The 19,292-nt window shown below is 70.0% G+C and carries 21 protein-coding genes; 18 read left to right on the top strand and 3 right to left on the bottom strand.

Going from position 1 to position 19,292, the window contains the following annotated elements; all coding sequences use genetic code 11:
• Positions 1-20: 20 nt before the first annotated feature.
• The 3 genes from ACFRU2_RS09665 to ACFRU2_RS09655 all read right to left on the bottom strand — a co-directional run bounded on the left by ACFRU2_RS09665 (position 21) and on the right by ACFRU2_RS09655 (position 2,650).
• Entirely contained in the window at positions 21-542 is a 522-nt protein-coding gene (locus ACFRU2_RS09665) for a hypothetical protein (RefSeq protein ID WP_382969919.1), read from the bottom strand.
• A 60-nt stretch (positions 543-602) separates the two neighbouring features.
• On the bottom strand, positions 603-2,246 hold the full coding sequence (locus ACFRU2_RS09660) for an FAD-dependent oxidoreductase (RefSeq protein WP_250741551.1): 1,644 nt from the start codon (positions 2,244-2,246) through the stop codon (positions 603-605).
• A gap of 131 nt (positions 2,247-2,377) precedes the next feature.
• Positions 2,378-2,650: a UBP-type zinc finger domain-containing protein gene (locus ACFRU2_RS09655; protein ID WP_266910459.1), complete on the bottom strand. Its 273-nt coding sequence runs from the start codon at positions 2,648-2,650 to the stop codon at positions 2,378-2,380.
• Positions 2,651-2,938: 288 nt separating this feature from the next.
• Here ACFRU2_RS09655 and ACFRU2_RS09650 point away from each other — a divergent pair, with 288 nt between their 5' ends.
• From ACFRU2_RS09650 to ACFRU2_RS09565, 18 genes are all read left to right on the top strand, one after another.
• Entirely contained in the window at positions 2,939-3,763 is an 825-nt protein-coding gene (locus ACFRU2_RS09650; RefSeq protein WP_274547903.1) for a type 1 glutamine amidotransferase domain-containing protein, read from the top strand.
• A 55-nt stretch (positions 3,764-3,818) separates the two neighbouring features.
• Positions 3,819-5,474, top strand: a complete 1,656-nt coding sequence (locus tag ACFRU2_RS09645) for a thiamine pyrophosphate-binding protein (RefSeq protein ID WP_382969915.1) — start codon at positions 3,819-3,821, stop codon at positions 5,472-5,474.
• A 26-nt stretch (positions 5,475-5,500) separates the two neighbouring features.
• The gene (locus ACFRU2_RS09640; protein ID WP_250741355.1) at positions 5,501-5,932 is read left to right on the top strand and encodes a nuclear transport factor 2 family protein; all 432 of its coding nucleotides are present in this window, start codon (positions 5,501-5,503) and stop codon (positions 5,930-5,932) included.
• 20 nt (positions 5,933-5,952) lie between these two features.
• Positions 5,953-6,408, top strand: a complete 456-nt coding sequence (locus ACFRU2_RS09635; RefSeq protein ID WP_274547901.1) for a nuclear transport factor 2 family protein — start codon at positions 5,953-5,955, stop codon at positions 6,406-6,408.
• A 4-nt stretch (positions 6,409-6,412) separates the two neighbouring features.
• The gene (locus tag ACFRU2_RS09630; protein ID WP_382969912.1) at positions 6,413-6,793 is read left to right on the top strand and encodes a nuclear transport factor 2 family protein; all 381 of its coding nucleotides are present in this window, start codon (positions 6,413-6,415) and stop codon (positions 6,791-6,793) included.
• Positions 6,794-6,804: 11 nt separating this feature from the next.
• Complete coding sequence (locus ACFRU2_RS09625; protein ID WP_382969909.1) at positions 6,805-8,409, top strand: GMC family oxidoreductase; 1,605 nt, start codon at positions 6,805-6,807, stop codon at positions 8,407-8,409.
• Positions 8,402-9,040 (top strand): DJ-1/PfpI family protein, encoded by a 639-nt coding sequence (locus ACFRU2_RS09620; protein ID WP_382969906.1) that lies wholly within the window; start codon positions 8,402-8,404, stop codon positions 9,038-9,040. The genes ACFRU2_RS09625 and ACFRU2_RS09620 overlap by 8 nt, the downstream gene beginning before the upstream one ends.
• Complete coding sequence (locus ACFRU2_RS09615) at positions 9,040-9,474, top strand: VOC family protein (protein WP_382969903.1); 435 nt, start codon at positions 9,040-9,042, stop codon at positions 9,472-9,474. The genes ACFRU2_RS09620 and ACFRU2_RS09615 overlap by 1 nt, the downstream gene beginning before the upstream one ends.
• A 1-nt stretch (position 9,475) precedes the next feature.
• A complete protein-coding gene (locus tag ACFRU2_RS09610; RefSeq protein ID WP_382969900.1) occupies positions 9,476-11,296 on the top strand; it encodes an AGE family epimerase/isomerase in 1,821 nt (606 codons plus the stop codon).
• Between the two features lie 36 nt (positions 11,297-11,332).
• Complete coding sequence (locus ACFRU2_RS09605) at positions 11,333-11,692, top strand: STAS domain-containing protein (protein ID WP_382969897.1); 360 nt, start codon at positions 11,333-11,335, stop codon at positions 11,690-11,692.
• A complete protein-coding gene (gene glgX, locus ACFRU2_RS09600; RefSeq protein WP_382969895.1) occupies positions 11,689-13,824 on the top strand; it encodes a glycogen debranching protein GlgX in 2,136 nt (711 codons plus the stop codon). The genes ACFRU2_RS09605 and glgX overlap by 4 nt, the downstream gene beginning before the upstream one ends.
• Positions 13,825-13,900: 76 nt before the next feature.
• Positions 13,901-14,212, top strand: coding sequence for an STAS domain-containing protein (locus ACFRU2_RS09595; protein WP_382969892.1), 312 nt, complete (start codon positions 13,901-13,903; stop codon positions 14,210-14,212).
• A gap of 5 nt (positions 14,213-14,217) precedes the next feature.
• On the top strand, positions 14,218-14,682 hold the full coding sequence (locus ACFRU2_RS09590; RefSeq protein ID WP_250741372.1) for an anti-sigma regulatory factor: 465 nt from the start codon (positions 14,218-14,220) through the stop codon (positions 14,680-14,682).
• Positions 14,664-15,923: a PP2C family protein-serine/threonine phosphatase gene (locus tag ACFRU2_RS09585; RefSeq protein WP_382969889.1), complete on the top strand. Its 1,260-nt coding sequence runs from the start codon at positions 14,664-14,666 to the stop codon at positions 15,921-15,923. The genes ACFRU2_RS09590 and ACFRU2_RS09585 overlap by 19 nt, the downstream gene beginning before the upstream one ends.
• Positions 15,923-16,675 carry a P-loop NTPase gene (locus tag ACFRU2_RS09580; protein ID WP_382969886.1) on the top strand — a complete coding sequence of 251 codons (753 nt, stop codon included), beginning with the start codon at positions 15,923-15,925 and terminating at the stop codon, positions 16,673-16,675. Before ACFRU2_RS09585 ends, ACFRU2_RS09580 begins: the two co-directional genes overlap by 1 nt.
• Before the next feature lie 88 nt (positions 16,676-16,763).
• On the top strand, positions 16,764-17,504 hold the full coding sequence (locus ACFRU2_RS09575; RefSeq protein WP_382969883.1) for a type 1 glutamine amidotransferase domain-containing protein: 741 nt from the start codon (positions 16,764-16,766) through the stop codon (positions 17,502-17,504).
• 75 nt (positions 17,505-17,579) lie between these two features.
• Complete coding sequence (locus ACFRU2_RS09570; RefSeq protein WP_382969881.1) at positions 17,580-19,064, top strand: aldehyde dehydrogenase family protein; 1,485 nt, start codon at positions 17,580-17,582, stop codon at positions 19,062-19,064.
• A gap of 39 nt (positions 19,065-19,103) precedes the next feature.
• Positions 19,104-19,268, top strand: coding sequence for an NAD(P)-binding domain-containing protein (locus tag ACFRU2_RS09565; protein WP_382969879.1), 165 nt, complete (start codon positions 19,104-19,106; stop codon positions 19,266-19,268).
• The last annotated feature ends 24 nt before the right edge of the window (positions 19,269-19,292 follow it).

The raw sequence follows: 19,292 nt of genomic DNA, 5'->3' as shown, positions 1-19,292 counted from the left end.
CGCCGGGAGATCTTTCGCCGTTATGACCCGGACTTCTGGGAGTCGGAGGGGGAATCGGCGAGGGGATCGGTGAGGTCCGGACCTTCTGCGCGGACCTGCTGGACCCGGTCCAGGGACTCGCGGAGGTCCGCCAGCCAGGTGTCGGTGTTGCGGCCGACCAGGCGGACGCACCAGGCCAGGGCGTCGGCGCGGCTGCGGGCGACGCCGCCCGCGACCAGGGTGTCGAGAACCTGGCGCTCGGGCTGGCGCAGGCGGGTCATGACGGGGACCGCGAGGTGGGTGAAGAGGGTCCGCTCCTCGCCCGACTGTGCGGCCCAGGACACCTTGCGGCGGTAGAGCTCCTCCGCCTCCCGGGCCACCTCGACGCGCTGTTCCCGGGTGCGCTCGCGGAAGGCCGCCACCGATTCGGTCGCGGGTATCTCACCGACGACGGTGATCTCCTCCCGGTCGACCGTGACCGAGAGGAGCGACGCGTAGACGTCCACCGGCAGCCGCTCGGCGAACCAGGAGCGGAGCTGCTCGTTCTGCTCGGATGTAATCATGTAATCAACGGTGCGTCCGGTGCTTCCTTGATCGCAAGGGGGTCCGGCCGCTGTTCGCTCTCAGCCCATCGAGCGGTAGCGGTGGATCAGGGAGACCGCCATGGCTCCCTCGCCCACGCCCGAGGCGACGCGTTTGACCGAGTGGGCCCGTACGTCCCCCGCCGCGAAGACCCCGGGGACGCTGGTCTCCAGCGGGTACGGGGCGCGCTCCAGGCTCCATTCCGCCGGGAGTTCGCCGCCGTTGGAGATCAGGTCCGAGCCGGTGAGCACGAAGCCGTACTCGTCCCGCTCCACCACCCCGGCCAGCCACCCCGTGTGCGGGCGGGCGCCGATGAAGGTGAACATGAAGCGGGCCGGGATCTCCTTGTCCTCGCCGGTCTCGGAGTCGTGGAGGGTCAGCCGTTCGAGGTGGTCCTCGCCGTGCAGGCGGACGACCGTCGTGCGGACCCGCACCTCGATGTTGGGGGTGCGCTCGATCTCGTCGATCAGGTAGCGGGACATGCTGTCGTCGAGCGAGGCCGCGCGGACCAGGATCGTGACCCGGGCGGCGTACTTGGCGAAGTGCACGGCGGCCTGGCCGGCCGAGTTGGCCCCGCCCACGATGAACACGTGCTGCGAGATGCACGCCGAGCTCTCCGTGGTCGCCGCGCCGTAGTAGAGCCCGGCGCCCTCGAAGCGGTCGGCGCCCGGGGCGTCCAGGCGGTTGTACGAGACCCCGGTCGCCAGGAGCACCGTCTCGGCGCTGATCTCCGTACCGTCCGCCAGGGTCAGGATCTTCGCCGGGTCGTCACGGGTCAGCGAGGTCACCTCCACCGGGTGCAGGATCTCGGCTCCGAAGCGGGAGGCCTGGATGGTGGCGCGGCGGGTCAGGTCGCCGCCGGAGAGGCCCGAGGGGAAGCCGAGGTAGTTCTCGATCAGGCTGGAGGTGCCCGCCTGGCCGCCCGGGGCGCGGGAGTCCAGCATGAGCGTGGACAGGCCCTCGGAGGCCGAGTAGACGCCGGCCGCCAGCCCCGCCGGGCCCGCGCCGACGATGACGCACTCGTAGTGCGGGCGCGAGGCGGTGGTGGCCAGCCCCAGGCGCTGGGCCAGCTGCGTGTCCGTCGGCGCGGAGAGCACCGAGCCGTCCGGGAAACGGACCAGGGGCAGCGCGGCGTCGGGCTGGGCGGCGGCGATCACGGTCAGTGCCTCGGGGTCCCGCTCGACGTTGAGGAAGCGGAAGGGCTGGCCGTTGCGGGTGAAGAAGTCCCGGACGGCGTGGGTGCCGGGGGAGACCAGGTGACCCGCGACGATGATCCCGTCGTACGCCGGGCGGTAGGTGGCGAGCCAGTCGGAGAGCAGATCGTCCAGGACCGGGAAGAGCCGCTCGTGCGGCGGGTCCCAGGGCTTGAGCAGGTAGTAGTCCAGGCGGACCCGGTTGATGGCGGTGATCGCCGCGTCCGTCTCGGCGTACGCGGTGAGGAGCACGCGGCGGGCGTCGGGGAACCGGCTGACGGCCTCCAGCAGGAACTCGACCCCGGTGACGTCCGGCATCCGCTGGTCGACGAGGAAGAGCGCCGGGTCGTGGCCGCGCTCGTCGAGGGAGTCCAGAATCTTGAGGGCGTCGGCGGCCGAGGAGGCGCCGAGCACCCGGTAGCGGTCTCCGTACGCGCTGCGCAGGTCGCGGCGGACGGCGCGCAGCACCTGCGGGTCGTCGTCCACGGCCAGGATGACGGGCTTGCGGCTCTCCGCGCGCGCCGCGGCTTCGGCGCTCGCGGTCGCGGTGCTCGTGGACGCCGTGCTCGTGGACGCGGTGCTCGTCGGCGCGGTGCCGGCGGCGGCGCTCTCCGGGGCCGCGCTCACGCCGGGTCCAGCATCAGCTTGTCGGCGTAGCACCAGGCCCAGTCCTCGCCGGGCTCGTGGGAGGCCGCGATGGGGTGCGCGGTGGTCCCGTAGTGCCGGGTGGCGTGACGGTTCTTCGAGGAGTCGCAGCAGCCGACGTGTCCGCAGCTCAGGCACATCCGCAGGTGCACCCAGGCGTCACCGGAGACGAGGCACTCCTCGCAGCCCTCGGTGCCGGGTTTCACCGGACGTATCGACTCGATGTGGGTGCACAACAGGTCCATCGTCATCGTCCCCGTCCCTCTCTCGCGCTCTCGTGCTTCGCGCCCGTGATTGCAGCGCGCCCGTGATTCACGGCGCGTCCAGACCATAAGGCGGAGCCCCGGCGACGGTTCAGGGATTCGGCCGAAGTCAGGTAGTCCTTCGGCTACTTCATGACCTCGCCGGACGACTTCCTGAGGTGCCCCCACGAGCTGGTCGACTACCTCACGAAGTCGCATACCAGCGCTTTGACGGCAGCCCCGGGCGCGGCCAGTGTGGGGGACGCCAACGACAACAGGCGGCGCCTGGAGGAATCCGTGAGCAGAAAGATTCTGGTCATTGTCTCCGAACACGGTTACTGGGCCGAAGAACTGATCGGCCCCGTATCCCAGTTCGACGAGCAGGGCTATGAAGTCGTATTCGCCACGCCGACCGGAAAGCGTGCCCACGCTCTCCCGCCGAGCCTCGACGCGAACTACATCGATCCTCCGCTGGGACGCTCGGTCACCACCGAGGAGAACGCCCGGCTGGGCCGGGAGTTCGAGCAGTCGAGCCGGCTCGACTCCCCCCTCGACATCGAAGCGTGGGCCCCCGAGCGCCCGTACACGAGCGACTCGGCCTATCTGCCCAAGCTGGAGCAGTACCACCGCGATCTGGACAAGCTCCAGGCCGACATCGCCGGCTTCGACGCGGTGCTCATCGTGGGCGGCAGCGGTCCGATCGTCGACCTCGCCAACAACGAGCGCGTGCACGCCCTGATCCTCGCCTTCAAGAACGCGGGCAAGGTGGTCGCGGCCGAGTGCTACGGCGTCGCCTGCCTGGCCTTCGCCCGGGACTGGGGCGACCGCCGCAGCATCATCTGGGGCAAGCACGTGACCGGCCACTGCAAGGAGTACGACTACAAGGACGGCACCGGATTCCTCGGCACCGATTTCAACATGGGGCCGCCGCCGTATCCGCTGGAGTACATCCTGCGCGATGCGACCGGGCCGCGCGGCGCGTACCACGGGAATTTCGGTCACCCCCTTTCGGTCATCGTCGACTTCCCGTTCGTGACCGGTCGTTCGACCCCCGACTCGTATCTCACGGGGCAGAAGATCGTGGAAGTCCTGGAGAACGGTCTCACCCGGTACGGCTGGTAATTCCGGTAACTCCGGTAACTCCGGAACGACGGTACGCAAAAGGAGGGGGAGTTCGATGAGTTCTGGAGCCACTCCCGGACGGGAAAGGCTGATCGACCAGTTCAAGGCCGACGGCCTGAACGTCATGTTCGGAAATCCGGGGACGGTGGAACAGGGATTCCTCGACGCGGTCGACGCGGCGGAGGACTTCCACTACGTCCTCGCCCTCCAGGAGACGGTGGCCGCCGGGATCGCCGACGGCTACGCCCGCGCCACCGGCGGGGCGGCGCTGCTCCAGCTCCACTCCGGGGTGGGGCTGGGCAACGGCATCGGGATGCTCTACCAGTCGCTGCGCGGCCACACCCCGCTCGTCGTGGTCGCCGGAGACGCCGGGGTGCGCTACGACGCCATGGACGCGCAGATGGCGTCCGACCTCGTGGCGATGGCGAAGCCGGTGACCAAGTACGCGACCCGGGTCACCGACCGGCACTCCGTACTGCGCACGATCCGCCGCGCGGTGAAGATCGCCCTGACCCCGCCGCGCGGGCCGGTGTTCGTGGCGCTGCCGATGGACGTGCTGGACGAGCTCAACTCCGAGCTCGTGCTGCCCGCCACGGTGCCGCTCACGGACGTGGCGCCCTCGGCCGCCTCGGTGGGGCGGGCGGCCGAGCTGCTGGCCTCCGCCGAACGGCCGGTCGTCCTCGTCGGGGACGGGGTCGCGCTCTCCGGGGCGCAGCGCGAACTCGTCGCCGTCGCCGAGCTGCTCGGCGCCGACGTGTACGAGGTCGACTCCTCCGAGGTGAACATCGCGGCCTCGCACCCGCTGCGCCGCGGTCAGACGGGCCACATGTTCGGCCCGCACAGCAAGGAGCTGATCGGGAAGGCGGACGGGGTGCTGATCGTCGGCACCTACGTCTTCCCCGAGGTGTTCCCGGAGCTGGAGAGCCCCTTCCGGGCCGGCGCGCGGGTCGTGCACATCGACCTGAACGCCTACGAGATCGCCAAGAACCATCCGGTGGACCTCGGGCTCGCCGCCGATCCCCGGCAGGCGCTGCGCGCGCTGGCCGGCGTACTGGAACGGCTGCTCACCCCCGCGCAGCGGGCGGCGGCGGCCGGGCGGCTGGACGCACGGACCCGGGAACGGGTGCGGACGGGCCTGGCCGAGCGGGAGGCCATGGAGGCGGACGGCTCGCCGATGGCCGTCTTCCTGCGGACCCTGGCCGAGCGCACGGGCGGGGACCTGATCGTCTTCGACGAGGCGCTGACCACCTCCCCGCTGGTCACCCGCTACCTGCCGCCGGAGCGGCCGGGCGACTACCACCTGACCCGGGGCGGTTCGCTGGGCGTGGGCTTCCCGGGCGCGGTCGGCGTCAAGCTGGCCCGGCCGGAGCGGCTCGTCGTCGGCTTCGCCGGCGACGGCGGCTCGATGTACACCTACCAGGCGCTGTGGACCGCGGCCCGGCACGGCATCGAGGCCAAGTTCGTGGTCTGCAACAACCGCAAGTACCGGCTGCTGGACGACAACATCGCCCAGTACTGGCGGGAGCGGGAGATTCCGCAGCACGGCTTCCCGGGCTCCTTCGACCTCTCGCACCCGGAGATCGACTTCGCCGCCCTGGCCCGGTCGCTCGGGGCGGGCGGGACGCGGGTGGAGAAGCCCGACGAGGCGATCGCCGCGGTGGGCCGGATGCTCGCCCACCCGGGGCCGTTCCTCGTGGACATACACATCTGACACCGCCACAGACAGGAGGAGACCGCATGCCCGCCGAGCGGCTGACCGAGGACGCGATCCGCGCCTTCGCCGAGAAGTGGTACGTGGCCCTGGACCAGCACGTCCAGCCGGACCAGGTGCTTGCCCTGATCACCGAGGACCTGGAGTTCAAGGTCCCGGAGGACACCTTCCTCGGCCACCAGGGCTTCGGCCGCTGGTACGAGGCGGTCACGAACCGCTTCTTCGACGAGGTGCACACGGTCACGAAGGTGGAGCCCGTCATCGAGGGCGACCGGGCGATCGTCCGGGTCCTCGTCAACTGGCAGGCCAAGATCTGGGACCCGCCGGCCGCCCGCAGCGTGTGGCTGGGCTTCGACGCCGACCAGACCTGGACCGTGGTCGCCGGCCCCGACGGGCCGCTGATCCGGCAGTACACCGTCAACGAACTGGCGCCCATGCCCGGTTCCGCCTCCCTCTGAGCGCCGAAGGAGAAGCGACGATGACCGAAGTGACACGGGAGCGGGTCGAAGCGGCGTACCGCGCCCTCGGCTCCGGCGACCGGGCCAGGATCCTGGAGTACTACGCCGAGGACCTGCGCTGGCAGGTCCCCGGCAACCACCCGCTCGCCGGCTGGTACGAGAGCCTGGACGCCTTCCTGGAGCTGATGGGCCAGACCCACAAGCTCACGGGCGGCACCTTCCGCATGGACATCGAAGCCGTCCTCGTCGGCGAGGACTGCAGCGCGGACGTCTGCCGCAACGTCGCCGTCCGCGGCGGCGCCGACGCCTCGAGCGGGTCCCCGTACGAGCGGATGGACTACCCGGTCTTCCACTTCATGCGCTGGCGCGACGGCCGGATCGTCGAGGGCCACGACGGCCTGTTCGGTGACACGGCCACGGCCTTCAGCCAGTTCTGGGCGCCCTTCGCCCCGGACGGAACCCGCAGGGACCAGTAGGGGGATGAGCGCCATGGACGCGCGGCAGATCTTGCAGAAGTACTACGAGCACGCCAACGCCGGTGACTGGGACAGCTGGTGCGACCTGTTCGCCGAGGACCAGGTCATGGACGAGCAGCTCGCCGGCCACATCGAGGGCCTGGAGACGCTGCGGTCGATGATGAAGGGCATGGGGACCATGTACCGGGTCTTCCGCAACGAGCCCGTGCACTTCCTCGTCGACGGGGAGAAGGCCGCGGCCGTCTCCCACCTGACCGCGGTCACCCCCTCCGGGGAGGAGATCGAGGCCGAGGTCATGAACTTCTTCCGGATCGTGGACGGAAAGATCGCCTACATGGCGAACTACCACGACACGGTTCCCTTCCAGGTGCTCGGCCAGGGCTGAGGGGGCGCGCGATGGCCGTGGACGAGTACGACTACATCATCGTGGGATCCGGCACCGCCGGCAGCGTCCTCGCGAACCGCCTCTCCGAGGACCCGGACGTCAGCGTCCTGGTCCTGGAGGCGGGAGCGGGCCGCATCCCTCCCGAGGTGGACGATCCGTCCTCCTGGTACAAGCTGCTCGGCGGGCCCGTCGACTGGGGTTACACCAGCGTCCCGCAGCCCGGCCTGGACGGCCGCCGCACCTACGAACCGCGCGGCAAGGCCCCCGGCGGCAGCAGCAACCTCTACATCATGATGCACATCCGGGGCCACGCCTCGGACTTCGACAACTGGGCCTACCAGGGCGCGGCCGGCTGGGCGCACGAGGACGTACTGCCCTACTTCTCGCTGCTGGAGGGCCAGGAGGACGCCACCGCGCCGACCACCGGCACCCGCGGGCCGCAGCGGATCACCCACGCCGGGCGGCACGGCCCCAACCCGGTCTCCCGCGCCTTCATCGACGCCGCCGTCGAGCTCGGCCACGAGGAGATCGCCGACTTCAACACCGACGGGCCGCGGCGCGGACTCTTCGGCACCGGCTGGCACCACATCGACGTGGCCGACGGCCGCCGCCAGGGCGTCCTCGCGGCCTACCTGGAGCCCGCGCTCGACCGCTCCAACCTGACCCTGCGCACCAGTGCGCAGAGCACCCGGCTGCTCTTCGACGGGGACACCTGCACGGGCGTGGAGTACGTCCAGCTCCAGGCCCCTGCCGAGATGGTCGGCCGTACCGTGCGGGACGGACACAGCACCGCGAGCGAGCCCGGGCCGCACACCGTACGGGCCCGCCGGGAGGTGATCGTGGCCGCCGGGGCGATCGAATCGCCGAAGCTGCTGCTGCTCTCCGGGATCGGGCACCCCGAGCAGCTGCGCGAGCACGGCATCGGAACGGTCGCGGAGCTGCCCGGGGTCGGCGAGAACTTCCACAACCACGTCCTGACCGGGCTGATGGCCGAGGTCACCCAGGAACTGCCGCCGCCCGCACAGAACTTGTCGGAGAGCGCGCTGTTCCTCTCCTCCCGGCCGGGACTGCCCGCGCCGGACCTGCAGATCGCCTTCGTCCACGTGCCGTTCGACGTGATCGTCGGCCAGGACCACCCGAACACCGTGTCCATCCTGCCCGGCGTCGTCCGTCCCGTCTCGCGGGGCTGGATCAAGCTGGCGAGCGCCGATCCGCTGGCCCACCCGCTGATCCACCCGAACTACCTGGGCGACCGCTGGGACCTGGAGCGGATGGTCCAGGGCGTCAAGACCGCCCGGGAGCTCTTCGCGACCTCCGCCTTCTCGCCCTGGTACAAGCAGGAGCTCCAGCCGGGACCGGGTTACGTGTCCGACGAGGACCTGCGCACCTTCGTGAAGCAGAAGTCGGAGAGCTACCACCACCAGGCCGGCTCCTGCCGCATGGGCATCGACGACCTCTCCGTCGTCGACCCCGAACTGCGGGTGCACGGCGTACGGAACCTGCGCGTCGTCGACGCGAGCGTGATGCCCGCCGTGCCTTCGGGCAACTGCCACACCGCCATCGCGATGATCGCCGAGCGCGCGGCGGACTTCCTGAAGGGGGTGTCCCGTGCCTGATGTGGTCCTGCGCGAGGGTGCGCTGACCGGAACCCGGATCGCGGTCCTGGTCGAGAGCGACTTCTACGAGCCGGAGATCTTCTACTACGGCCACCGGTTCGCGGAGGAGGGCGCCGAGGTCGACTTCCTGACCCGGCTGTGGGGCAACGACTCCATCACCTTCTCCGGGCACGAGTACCGGGCGCCGTTCACCGCCGACAAGTCCCTGGAGGGGCTGAGCGACGAGGAACTGCGCCGGTACGCGGCGATCATCGTGCCCTCGGGCATGGTGGCCGACCGGCTGCGCTACACCGAGGACGTGGACGTGCTGGCCCCGGCGACGGAGCTGCTGCGCCGGGCCTTCGAGGAGCCGACCGTCCTCAAGGGGATCATCTGCCACGGCATGTGGCTGGCCGCCTCGATCCCGGACAAGGTGCGCGGCCGCAAGGTCGTCTGCCACAACAACCTCATCGGCGACGTCCGGAACATGGGCGGCGAGTACGTGGACGAGGACGTGGTGGTCGACGGTGACCTGGTCACCGGCCGCACCGGGGCCCACCACCACCTGTTCGCCCGCCGGATCATCGAGCTGATCGCCGCCGGTCGGGGTGCGCGGGCCCAGGGGGACCAGAGCCGTCAGGGCACCGCCTGATGGCCCCGATGGTCTGGTCGCACGTGGGCCTGAACTGCGCCGACCAGAAGACCACCGAGGACTTCTACACCCGGTACTTCGGCTTCACCCGGGCCCGGGTGGTCGACCTCGGAGACGCACAGATCATCTTCCTCCGCCAGGGGGACGTGTACCTGGAGCTCTTCGCGGCGGGCACCGAGCCGGCCGACACGCCCCAGCACGACGGGCCGGCGGCGCCGGGCCGGATGCGGCACCTGGCCTTCCAGACCGACAGCGTGGACGGCTTCCTGGCCACGCTAGGCGAAGCGGCCGAAGTGACCCTGGGACCACTGGACTTCGACGACTTCATCTGTGGGTGGCGGACCGTGTGGGTCCGCGATCCGGACGGGGTGATCGTCGAGGTCAGCCAGGGATTCGAGGACGAACACGGTCAACACGACAAGGACGGTGCATGACATGGCGGACGCCGTGAGCTTCTCCTTCTCCGACACGATCGCCGGCTACGTCGGCCGCTTCGACTCCGGGTCCCGGCTGCTGCGGCTGAAGACCTCGGACGGCCGCGAGTTCGACGTCTCCCTGGCCGGGGACCCCAGCGCCGAGCTGGTCCGCAACCTGGACGAGCCGTACATCGACGCCTCCGGGCACATCGACGAGATGCTCTCGCCGGGACGCTTCCTCTACGTCTACGGGGTGCACTACCCCGAGCAGGGCGGCCGCTTCGAGGCCAAGCGCCTGGTGTTCCTGGGCCGCGGGGCCGAGGACTACCGCTTCGAGGAGCCCAGCTGGTGGATCAAGCAGATCGAGTCGCTGGCCGACTTCTACAAGCGGGCACAGTTCGGCGACGGGCCGGTGGACTTCACCGAGTACCGCACCGAGATCCGGCTCGGCGGTGACAAGACCGCCAGCCACGTCCAGGAGACCGACACGATCTCCCGCCTGGTCTACGGCATGGCCTCGGCCTACCTGCTGACCGGCAAGGACGAGTACCTGGAGGTCGCCGAGCGCGGCACCGAGTACCTGCGCAAGCACATGCGCGTCGTGGACAGCGAGGAGGACGTGGTCTTCTGGTACCACGGCATCAGCGTCGACGGGGACAGCGAACGCAAGCTGTTCACCTCGGAGTTCTCCGACGACTACGACGCGATCCCGATGTACGAGCAGATCTACGCGCTGGCCGGCCCGATCCAGACCTACCGGGTCACCGGCGACATCCGGATCAAGAACGACGCGGACGCCACCATCCGGCTGTTCGACAAGTTCTTCAAGGACCCGGAGCAGGGCGGCTACTACTCGCACATCGACCCGATCCTCTTCAGCGCCGACCACGAGTCCCTCGGGGAGAACGCGGAGCGCAAGAACTGGAACTCGGTCGGCGACCACGCCCCCGCGTACCTGATCAACCTGTACCTCGCGACCGGGGAGCAGAGCTACGCGGACTTCCTCGAGTACACCTTCGACACGATCGCGGACAAGTTCCCGGACTACAAGAACAGCCCCTTCGTCCAGGAGCGCTTCTTCCGCGACTGGTCCCACGACACCGCGCACAGCTGGCAGCAGAACCGCGCGGTCGTCGGTCACAACCTCAAGATCGCCTGGAACCTGATGCGGATGAACTCGCTGAAGGCCAAGCCGGCCTACGAGGAGCTCGCCCGCAAGATCGGCGAGATCATGCCGGCCGTCGGCAGCGACGTGCAGCGCGGCGGCTGGTACGACGTGGTCGAGCGCGTCAAGTCGGGCGACGAGGAGACGTATCGTTTCGCCTGGCACGACCGCAAGGCCTGGTGGCAGCAGGAGCAGGCGATCCTCGCCTACCTCATCCTGAACGGCACCGTCGGCGGTGACGGCTTCCTGCGCGAGGCCCGCCAGGCGGAGGCCTTCTACAACACCTTCTTCCTCGACCACGACGAGGGAGCCGTCTACTTCAACGTCCTCGCGAGCGGGACCCCGTACCTGCTCGGGACCGAGCGGCTCAAGGGCAGCCACTCGATGTCCATGTACCACTCGGCGGAGCTCTGCTACCTGTCCGCCGTCTACAACAACCTGCTCATCAACGGCCGGGAGATGGACTTCCACTTCCAGCCCGACCCGACGAACCTGCCCGACCGCGTGCTGCGCGTCTCGCCCGACCTGCTCCCCGCCGGCTCGGTGCGGATCGCGTCCGTCGAGATCGACGAGAAGCCGTACACGGACTTCGACGCCGACGGACTCACCGTCCGGCTGCCCGACGTCCAGGGCCGGGTCAAGGTCAAGGTCCGGCTGCGCCCGACCGCCCAGTAGCGCTCAACGGGGGCGCCCCACTCAGAGGGGAAAGCAATGACCCTGAACGTGAAGGAACGCCGCAACAAGGCGGGCACCGTACTCGTCGCCACCGGCGAGATCAACAGTGAGACCTCCGGATCGCTGCTGCAGACGCTGCTGCCGCTGGTCCGCGAGGGAAGGCCGCTGCGCATCGACCTGACGGCCGTCACCTACGTCTCCAGCGCCGGGCTGCGCACCCTGCTCGTCGTCTACCGCGAGGCCCAGCACGCCGGGGTCGCCGTCACCCTCTACGGGGTGAGCGAGGAAGTCCGGTTCGTCATGTCGGCCACCGGCTTCCTCGACTTCTTCTCCACCGGCGAGGCCGAGGCGGCCGCGGCCAAAGCCGCCAAGACGGCCGCCAAGGCCGCGCGATGAGCGAGCCGGCGTCCGAACAGGTGCTGCGCGTCGACGCGTACCCGACCCACGAGGTGGGCGGGTACCGCGTCCGCGCCGGCAAACCGTTCCCCTTCGGGGCCAACGTGGTCCCCGGCGGGGTCAGCTTCTCCGTCTTCTCCGACCAGGCCACCTCCATGACCCTGGTCATCTACCAGCGCGGAGAGCCCGAGCCGATGGCCGAGCTGGAGTTCCCCCAGGAATTCCGCACCGGCAGCGTCTTCGCCATGACGGTCTTCGGCCTCGACCACGAGAACATCGAGTACGGCTACCGGGCCGACGGGCCCTACGACCCCGTCACCGGCCACCGCTTCGACGCCCGCCAGGTGCTCTCCGACCCGTACGCCCGGCTGATCGCCGGCCGCGACGTGTGGGGCGTGGAGCCGGACCGCAGCCGCGGCTACCAGTACCGCTCCCGCGTCTGCCTCCAGGACTTCGACTGGGGCGACGACACCCCGCTGGGCATCCCCGCCGAGGACCTCGTCGTGTACGAGACCCACGTGCGCGGCTTCACCCGGCACCCCTCCTCGCAGGTCACCGCCCCCGGCACCTTCGCGGGGCTGCGGGAGAAGATCCCGTACCTGAAGGAGCTCGGGATCAACTGCATCGAGCTGCTCCCGGTGTTCGAGTTCGACGAGAGCGACAACCCGCGCACCAACCCGGAGACCGGCGAGCAGCTCTTCGACTACTGGGGCTACAACACCGTCTCCTTCTTCGCCCCCAAGGCCGGCTACGCGGCCACCGGACGCTACGGCATGCAGGGCGACGAGTTCCGCACCCTGATCAAGGACCTGCACGCGGCCGGCATCGAGGTCATCCTCGACGTCGTCTTCAACCACACGGCCGAGGGCAACGAGCAGGGCCCCACCATCTCCTTCAAGGGGCTCGACAACGCCACGTACTACATGCTCACGCCCGAGGGGTACTACTTCAACTTCAGCGGCACCGGCAACACCGTCAACTGCAACCACCCCGTCGTGCGCAACTACGTCCTCGACTGCCTGCGCCACTGGGTCGCCGACTACCACATCGACGGTTTCCGCTTCGACCTCGCGGCCATCCTCGGCCGCTCCCCGGACGGCACCCCGCTGCCCAACCCGCCGCTGCTGGAACTGCTCGCCTACGACCCGGTGCTGCGGCACACCAAGCTCATCGCCGAGGCCTGGGACGCCGGCGGCCTCTACGAGGTCGGCAACTTCCCGGCGTACGGCCGCTGGGCGGAGTGGAACGGCAAGTACCGCGACACCGTACGCAGCTTCCTCAAGGGCGACCCCGGGATCACCGGGGAACTCGCCACCCGCATCGCCGGCTCGCCGGACCTCTACTCCACCCGCGGGACCTCGGCATCGGTCAACTTCCTGACCGCGCACGACGGTTTCAGCCTGGCCGACCTGGTCTCGTACAACGACAAGCACAACGAGGCCAACGGCGAGGGCAACAACGACGGCGGCAACGACAACGCAAGCTGGAACTGCGGGGCCGAGGGACCGACCGACGACCCCGGGGTCAACGCGCTGCGGCTGCGCCAGATGAAGAACGCCCTGGCCATCCTCTTCACCAGCCAGGGCATCCCGATGCTGCTCTCCGGCGACGAGGTGGCGCGCACCCAGCAGGGCAACAACAACACGTACTGCCAGGACAACGAACTGTCCTGGTTCGACTGGAGCCAGGTCGACGAGAACTCCGAACTGCTCAGGTTCACCCGGGAGATGATCGCCTTCCGCAAGCACCACCGCGAGCTGCGCTCCACCTCGCACCCCACCGGACAGCTCCGGGACAGCCTGGGGCTGCCCGACATCAGCTGGCACGGGGAGCGGGCCTGGCAGCCCGACTGGTCGCCGGACAGCCGGCTGCTGGCGGTCGCCCGCTGCGGCACCGGTGACGACGACGTGGTGTACGCGGCCATGAACTCCCACTGGGAAGCGCACGACCTGGAACTGCCCGCCCTCCCGGGCGGCCGCAGCTGGCACCTCTTCGCGGACACCGGGGCCGAGGCCCCGTACGACATCCGCACCCCCGGCGCCGAACTCGAACTGGAGAACGCCGGGAAGTACCTGATCGGTCCGCGCTCGGTCGTGATCCTGGTCGGCCGCACGCCCGACGCCGAGCTCTAGCCCACGGCCGGGCCCCGGCCCACGGCCGCTCATGCCCACGGCCGGGCTCCGGCCCATGCACCGAAGGAGACCTGACATGCCGCTTTCCGTGTCCCTGAGCATCGAGGGCGACACCACCGTGATCGAGCTGGAGGGCGAACTGGACGCCAAGACCGCGCCGGACTTCCACCAGACCATCGAGAAGGCCGCCGGCCACGGCACCACCACCGTCGAGATCCGCATGGCCGGCGTCGGCTACATGGCCAGCGCCGGACTGCGCTCCCTGGTCTTCGCCCAGCAGAAGGTGGGGGAGCACGTCACCATCAAGGTGGTCGGCGCCATCGAGCCCGTGTCCCGGACCATCCGGACGGCCGGACTCGACCGCAGCATCGTGCTCTCCGACGACTGAGTCCGATGGACGAGGCCGTCAAGACGGCGAGGATGTCCGCCGAGCTGGAAGTGCCCGCCACCCTGGGGGCACTGGGCGACATCGCCGCGCTGGTCCTGCGGCTGGCCGGGAGCGCGGGACTGGGCAAGGGCGCCTCGTACCGCATCCGGTTGGCGGTGGACGAGCTGGCCACCAACATCGTGATGCACGGGTACCGGGGCGGCGACGGACGGATCACCGTCCGGGGCCGCTCCGGGCCGGGCCGGGTGCGGATCTCCATCGAGGACCGCGCCCCGGCCTTCGACCCCGTCCAGGGGCGACTGCCGCCCGAGCCGCACACCGCTCCCGAGCGGCGGCGGATCGGCGGACTCGGCATCCACCTCGCACTGACCAGCGTGGACGAGTTCGACTACGTACGCAGGGACGGCCGCAACATCAGCACGCTGACTGTGATGGCTGAGGGGACGGACCCATGCCCTCCACGACCGTGATCATCCTCGACGAGTACCCGCCGCCACCCCTCGAACTCCTCGGAGCCCTGGGGGAGATGGGCGCGGAACTCGTCCCGCGCACGCTGGCCGAGCTGCTGGCCGGCCCACTGGAGGAGCTGCCCGAAGCGGACGTGCTGCTCGCCCCGGCCCAGGCCGACGGAGAGTCCGTGCGGACCGCCGTGCGCCGGCTGCGCCGCTGGGCCGGCGCCCCCATCGTGGTCGTCTGGACCGTGACGGAGTTCGCCGCCCTGGAGGAACACGTCCGGATCGGGCACGACTACCTCGTACCCCCCTTCCTGCCCGCCCTCGTCGGGGCCCGGCTGCACAGCTGCTCGGAGCGCTCCGGACTCGGCCGCACCCTGCGCGAAGCCGATGCCCGCGCCGAACTCATGGGATACGAGAAGGAGCTGGAGATCGGCCGCGAGATCCAGGCCGGCTTCCTGCCGGAATCGCTGCCGATCCCCGAGGGCTGGGAGATCGACGTGTGCTTCCGGCCCGCCCGGCAGGTCGCCGGGGACTTCTACGACGTCTTCGAGCTCTCCCGCGGCAGGCGCCTGGCCTTCGTCGTCGCCGACGTCTGCGACAAGGGGGTCGGAGCCGCGCTCTTCATGGCGCTCATCCGCTCCCTGCTGCGGCACACCGCCGAGAACAGCGGCCTCCAGCACCTGGTGGCCGCCGGCCGCACCGGCAACAGCCGGCGCATCCCCGTGGTGGGTGCCACGCCGCTGCTCAACGCGGTCACCGCCACCAACGGCTACCTGACCCGCAACCACCTGAGGCAGGGCTACTTCGCCACCCTCTTCTTCGGGGTGCTCGACCCGCTCACCGGCTCCCTCGTCTACATCAACGGCGGCCACAACCCGCCGCTGCTGCTGGACGCCGACGGTGGCGAGCCGCGCGCGCTGGAGGTGACCGGGCCCGCCGTCGGGGTGCTCCCGGACTGTGTGTACACGCTCGGCTACGCCCAGGTGAACCCGGGTGACACGCTCTTCGTGTTCACCGACGGAGTGCCCGAGGCGCGCTGCCCCAGCGGCGGCTTCCTCGGCGACGAGCGGATGCTGCAGCTGCTCTCCGGTCCTCCGGTGAGCGGCAGGGAGGTGGTCCAGCGCATGGACACGGCGGTACGCGAACACACCGGAACGGCCGAACAGCACGACGACGTCACCATGCTGGCCCTGCACCGGCCACGCGCGGCGCGGGGGCCGCACGCGGACGGCGCCGACCGCCAGGTCGTGGCCTGATGACCCTGACCATCGTGGTGCACTCGTACCGCGGCGGTACCGGAAAGTCCTCGGTGCTGGCGAACCTGGCCCTGCTCCTCGCGGCCGAGGGCCGCCGGGTGGGGGTGATCGACACGGACATCCAGTCGCCCACCCTGGACCTGCTCTTCCGGCTCGGCCCCGGCCCCTCGCTCGCCGACTACCTGCTCGGCCGGTGCGAGATCGAGGCCGCCGCCCAGGAGGTCGTCACGGGCTGCGGTCGGAGCCTGTACGTCGTACCGGCGCGGACCGGGACGGCGGCCCTCCGGGAGCTCATGACCACCGGCTACGACGTGGGGCTGCTGCCCGAGGGCTTCGACCGGCTGGCCCTGCACCACGCCCTGGACGTCCTGCTGCTCGACACCCATGCCGGGCTCAACAACGAGTCGGTCACCGCGATGGCCAGCGCCGACGTCCTGCTGATCATGGCCAGGGCCGACCGGATCGACCTCCTCGGCGTCGAGGAGACCATCGCCCTGACCGGCCGGCTCGCCTGCCGGCGGACCCTGGTGATGAGCATGGCGCCCGAGGGCATCGACCGGCAGGCGGCCCGGCGCCGGGCCGAGGAGGTCTACCGCACCCCGCTGGCCGGAATCCTGCCCTACGTTCCGGAAATGGCCGCGCTCTACGGGGAGCGCATATTCTCCGAAGCCCATCCCGACCACCCCCTGGTCGGTGAATTCCGCACCATCATCTCGGCGTTGGACGCACGTGACGAAGTATCGCGTGCCTGACGTCTCCCCCTTACGCCCCTAGCGGGGGGCGTGTTGAATCGGCAGCGAATCCAGCGCAGCCGGAACATCCGGAAGAAGGAGAAGAGTCATGAAGATTCTCGTCGTCATGACGGCCAAGGCCACGCTTCATCTGCTGGACGGGGAACAACACCCCTCGGGTTTCTGGGCCGAGGAATTCGCCGTTCCCTACACCCTCTTCAAGAACGCGGGCCACACGGTGGACGTGGCGACGATCGGGGGGCAGACCCCGACGGTCGACGCGACCAGCATCGACCCCCAGTTCCTCCAGTGGGTCCGCCCCCAGGGCTCCGCCGACACGGACACGGCCAGCGCCCTGGAGTACAGCCGCGTCATAGAGGACACCCCGCAGCTGAGAAACCCGATCGCCCTGGAGACCCTGGGCGAGAAGGACATCGCCGACTACGACGGCATCTACATCAGCGGCGGCCACGGGGCCATCGGCGACCTGCCCAAGTCCGACGAGCTCGCGCAGATCCTGCGCTGGGCCATCGCCCAGGACAAGCCCCTGGCCACCGTCTGCCACGGACACACCGCCCTGCTGGCCCTGCGCGACGGCGAGGGCCAGTGGCCCTTCGCGGGCTACCGGATGACCGCCTTCTCGCACAGCGAGGAGCTCGTCACCAACATGGCCGGCCGGCTCCCGCTGATCCTGGAGGCCGAACTCACCCGGCTCGGAGCCCGCTACGAGAAGGCCGACGCGATCTGGGACTCGCACGTGGTGGTGGACCGCAAGCTCACCACCGGCCAGAACCCCTACTCCTCCAAGGCCCTCGCGGAGACGTTCTTACGTCAGCTCGCGCAGGGCTAGTCGGAGGGGGCGTCTTGCCGAGACGCCCCCCAGCGCCCTGCCCCTCGCACCCGAAACCGGAAGGCAGCCACAGCCATGACCAAGCGCGCGCTCAGCGACCAGCCCTTGGCCAACCCCGGGAAACTGTTCATCGGCGGCACCTGGGTCCCGGCCCGGGACGGCCGTACCGAACCGGACATCAGCCCCGTGGACGGCCAGGAGATCGTGCCGGTGGCCCAGGCGGCCGCCGCGGATGCGGACGCGGCCGTGGCCGCCGCCCGTACGGCGTACGAGGAAGGTCCCTGGAGCAGACTGTCCGCCCAGGAACGCGCGCTGCGGCTGAACCGGGTCGGGGAGCTCATCGAGCGCGACCTGGAGGAGATCGCCCTGCTGGAGACGGTGGACATGGGCAAGCCGTTCGCCTTCTCCTCCACGGTCGACGCCCCCATGGCCGCCCAGCTCATGCACTACTACGCCGGAGCCGTGACCCGGGTCGACGGTTCCTCCCGGGCCCCGGCCGGCGGGCAGCTCGCGTACACCCTGCGCGAACCGCTGGGCGTGGTCTGCGCCATCACCCCCTTCAACTTCCCGCTGCTGCTGTCGATGACGAAGATCGCCCCGGCCCTCGCGGCCGGGAACACGGTGGTCCACAAGCCCTCGCCCGCCACCCCGCTCACCGCCCTGAAGATCGCCGAGCTCTTCCAGGAGGCGGAAATCCCGGACGGCGTGCTGAACGTCATCACCGGTCCGGGCGTGGAACTGGGTGAGACCCTCACCGGCCACCCCGGCATCGACAAGATCGCCTTCACCGGGTCCACCTCCGTGGGCCAGTCGATCATCCGCAAGGCGGCCGGCACCCTGAAGAAGGTGACGATGGAGCTCGGCGGCAAGTCCGCCAACATCGTCTTCGCCGACGCCGACCTCGACGCCGCCGAGGAACTCGCCTTCTTCGGCATCTACTACAACAAGGGCGAGATCTGCACCGCCGGCTCCCGTCTGCTGCTGCACCGCCCGATCCACGACGAGATGGTCGAACGGCTCGTGGCCCGCGCGGCCGCCCTGCGGCCCGGAGACCCGCGCGACCCGGACACCCTCTTCGGACCGCTCGCCCACCGCGGGCAGTTCGACAAGGTCAGCTCGTACATCGAGGTCGGCGAGAAGGAAGGCGCCCACCTGCGCGTCGGCGGCACCGGCTGGACCCCCGAAGGGGCCTCCTCCGAAGGCCTGTACTTCCTGCCGACCATCTTCACCGGCGTGGACAACGGCATGCGGATCGCCCAGGAGGAGATCTTCGGACCCGTCCTGTCGATCATCCCCTTCGACACCGAGGAGGACGCCGTACGCATCGCCAACGACAGCGCGTACGGCCTCGCCGCCGGCGTCCACACCAAGGACCTGCGGCGCGCCCACCGGGTCGCCTCGCAGATCAAGGCCGGGACCGTCTGGGTCAATTGCTACAACCAGTACGACCCCGCCGTGCCCTACGGCGGCTACAAGGCCTCCGGCTACGGGCGCGAGTGCGGCCCCGAGTCCCTGGAGAGCTACACCCAGACCAAGTCGGTCTGGATCGGAATGGACTGAACACCCGGCTGACCCCCCGCACCCACCTGAGGAGCCCCCATGCGGATCGGCATCATCGGAACGGGCCGGATCGGATCGACCCTGGCCAGGATCCTCGTGGCGGCGGACCACCAGGTCGTGCTCGCCAACGCCCGGGGCCCCCAGAGCCTTACGGACCTGCTGGCCGAACTGGGCCCCAAGGGGGGTTGGGGGGGGTGGTCTTAGGAAAGACAAGAAGCCAGAGGACAA

Source organism: Streptomyces sp. NPDC056883 (assembly GCF_042788835.1).
GTDB classification, from domain to species: Bacteria; Actinomycetota; Actinomycetes; order Streptomycetales; family Streptomycetaceae; genus Streptomyces; species Streptomyces stoeckheimensis.
This window is presented reverse-complemented; position numbering and strand designations above follow the sequence as displayed.

Excerpts from the sequence above, each read along its gene's own strand:
- ACFRU2_RS09665 (WP_382969919.1), bottom strand. The coding sequence starts at position 542 with ATGATTACATCCGAGCAGAACGAGCAGCTCCGCTCCTGGTTCGCCGAG.
- ACFRU2_RS09655 (WP_266910459.1), bottom strand. The coding sequence starts at position 2,650 with ATGACGATGGACCTGTTGTGCACCCACATCGAGTCGATACGTCCGGTG.
- ACFRU2_RS09645 (WP_382969915.1), top strand. The coding sequence starts at position 3,819 with ATGAGTTCTGGAGCCACTCCCGGACGGGAAAGGCTGATCGACCAGTTC.
- ACFRU2_RS09640 (WP_250741355.1), top strand. The coding sequence starts at position 5,501 with ATGCCCGCCGAGCGGCTGACCGAGGACGCGATCCGCGCCTTCGCCGAG.
- ACFRU2_RS09635 (WP_274547901.1), top strand. The coding sequence starts at position 5,953 with ATGACCGAAGTGACACGGGAGCGGGTCGAAGCGGCGTACCGCGCCCTC.
- ACFRU2_RS09630 (WP_382969912.1), top strand. The coding sequence starts at position 6,413 with ATGAGCGCCATGGACGCGCGGCAGATCTTGCAGAAGTACTACGAGCAC.
- ACFRU2_RS09625 (WP_382969909.1), top strand. The coding sequence starts at position 6,805 with ATGGCCGTGGACGAGTACGACTACATCATCGTGGGATCCGGCACCGCC.
- ACFRU2_RS09615 (WP_382969903.1), top strand. The coding sequence starts at position 9,040 with ATGGCCCCGATGGTCTGGTCGCACGTGGGCCTGAACTGCGCCGACCAG.
- ACFRU2_RS09610 (WP_382969900.1), top strand. The coding sequence starts at position 9,476 with ATGGCGGACGCCGTGAGCTTCTCCTTCTCCGACACGATCGCCGGCTAC.
- ACFRU2_RS09605 (WP_382969897.1), top strand. The coding sequence starts at position 11,333 with ATGACCCTGAACGTGAAGGAACGCCGCAACAAGGCGGGCACCGTACTC.
- glgX (WP_382969895.1), top strand. The coding sequence starts at position 11,689 with ATGAGCGAGCCGGCGTCCGAACAGGTGCTGCGCGTCGACGCGTACCCG.
- ACFRU2_RS09595 (WP_382969892.1), top strand. The coding sequence starts at position 13,901 with ATGCCGCTTTCCGTGTCCCTGAGCATCGAGGGCGACACCACCGTGATC.
- ACFRU2_RS09590 (WP_250741372.1), top strand. The coding sequence starts at position 14,218 with ATGGACGAGGCCGTCAAGACGGCGAGGATGTCCGCCGAGCTGGAAGTG.
- ACFRU2_RS09585 (WP_382969889.1), top strand. The coding sequence starts at position 14,664 with ATGCCCTCCACGACCGTGATCATCCTCGACGAGTACCCGCCGCCACCC.
- ACFRU2_RS09580 (WP_382969886.1), top strand. The coding sequence starts at position 15,923 with ATGACCCTGACCATCGTGGTGCACTCGTACCGCGGCGGTACCGGAAAG.
- ACFRU2_RS09575 (WP_382969883.1), top strand. The coding sequence starts at position 16,764 with ATGAAGATTCTCGTCGTCATGACGGCCAAGGCCACGCTTCATCTGCTG.
- ACFRU2_RS09570 (WP_382969881.1), top strand. The coding sequence starts at position 17,580 with ATGACCAAGCGCGCGCTCAGCGACCAGCCCTTGGCCAACCCCGGGAAA.
- ACFRU2_RS09565 (WP_382969879.1), top strand. The coding sequence starts at position 19,104 with ATGCGGATCGGCATCATCGGAACGGGCCGGATCGGATCGACCCTGGCC.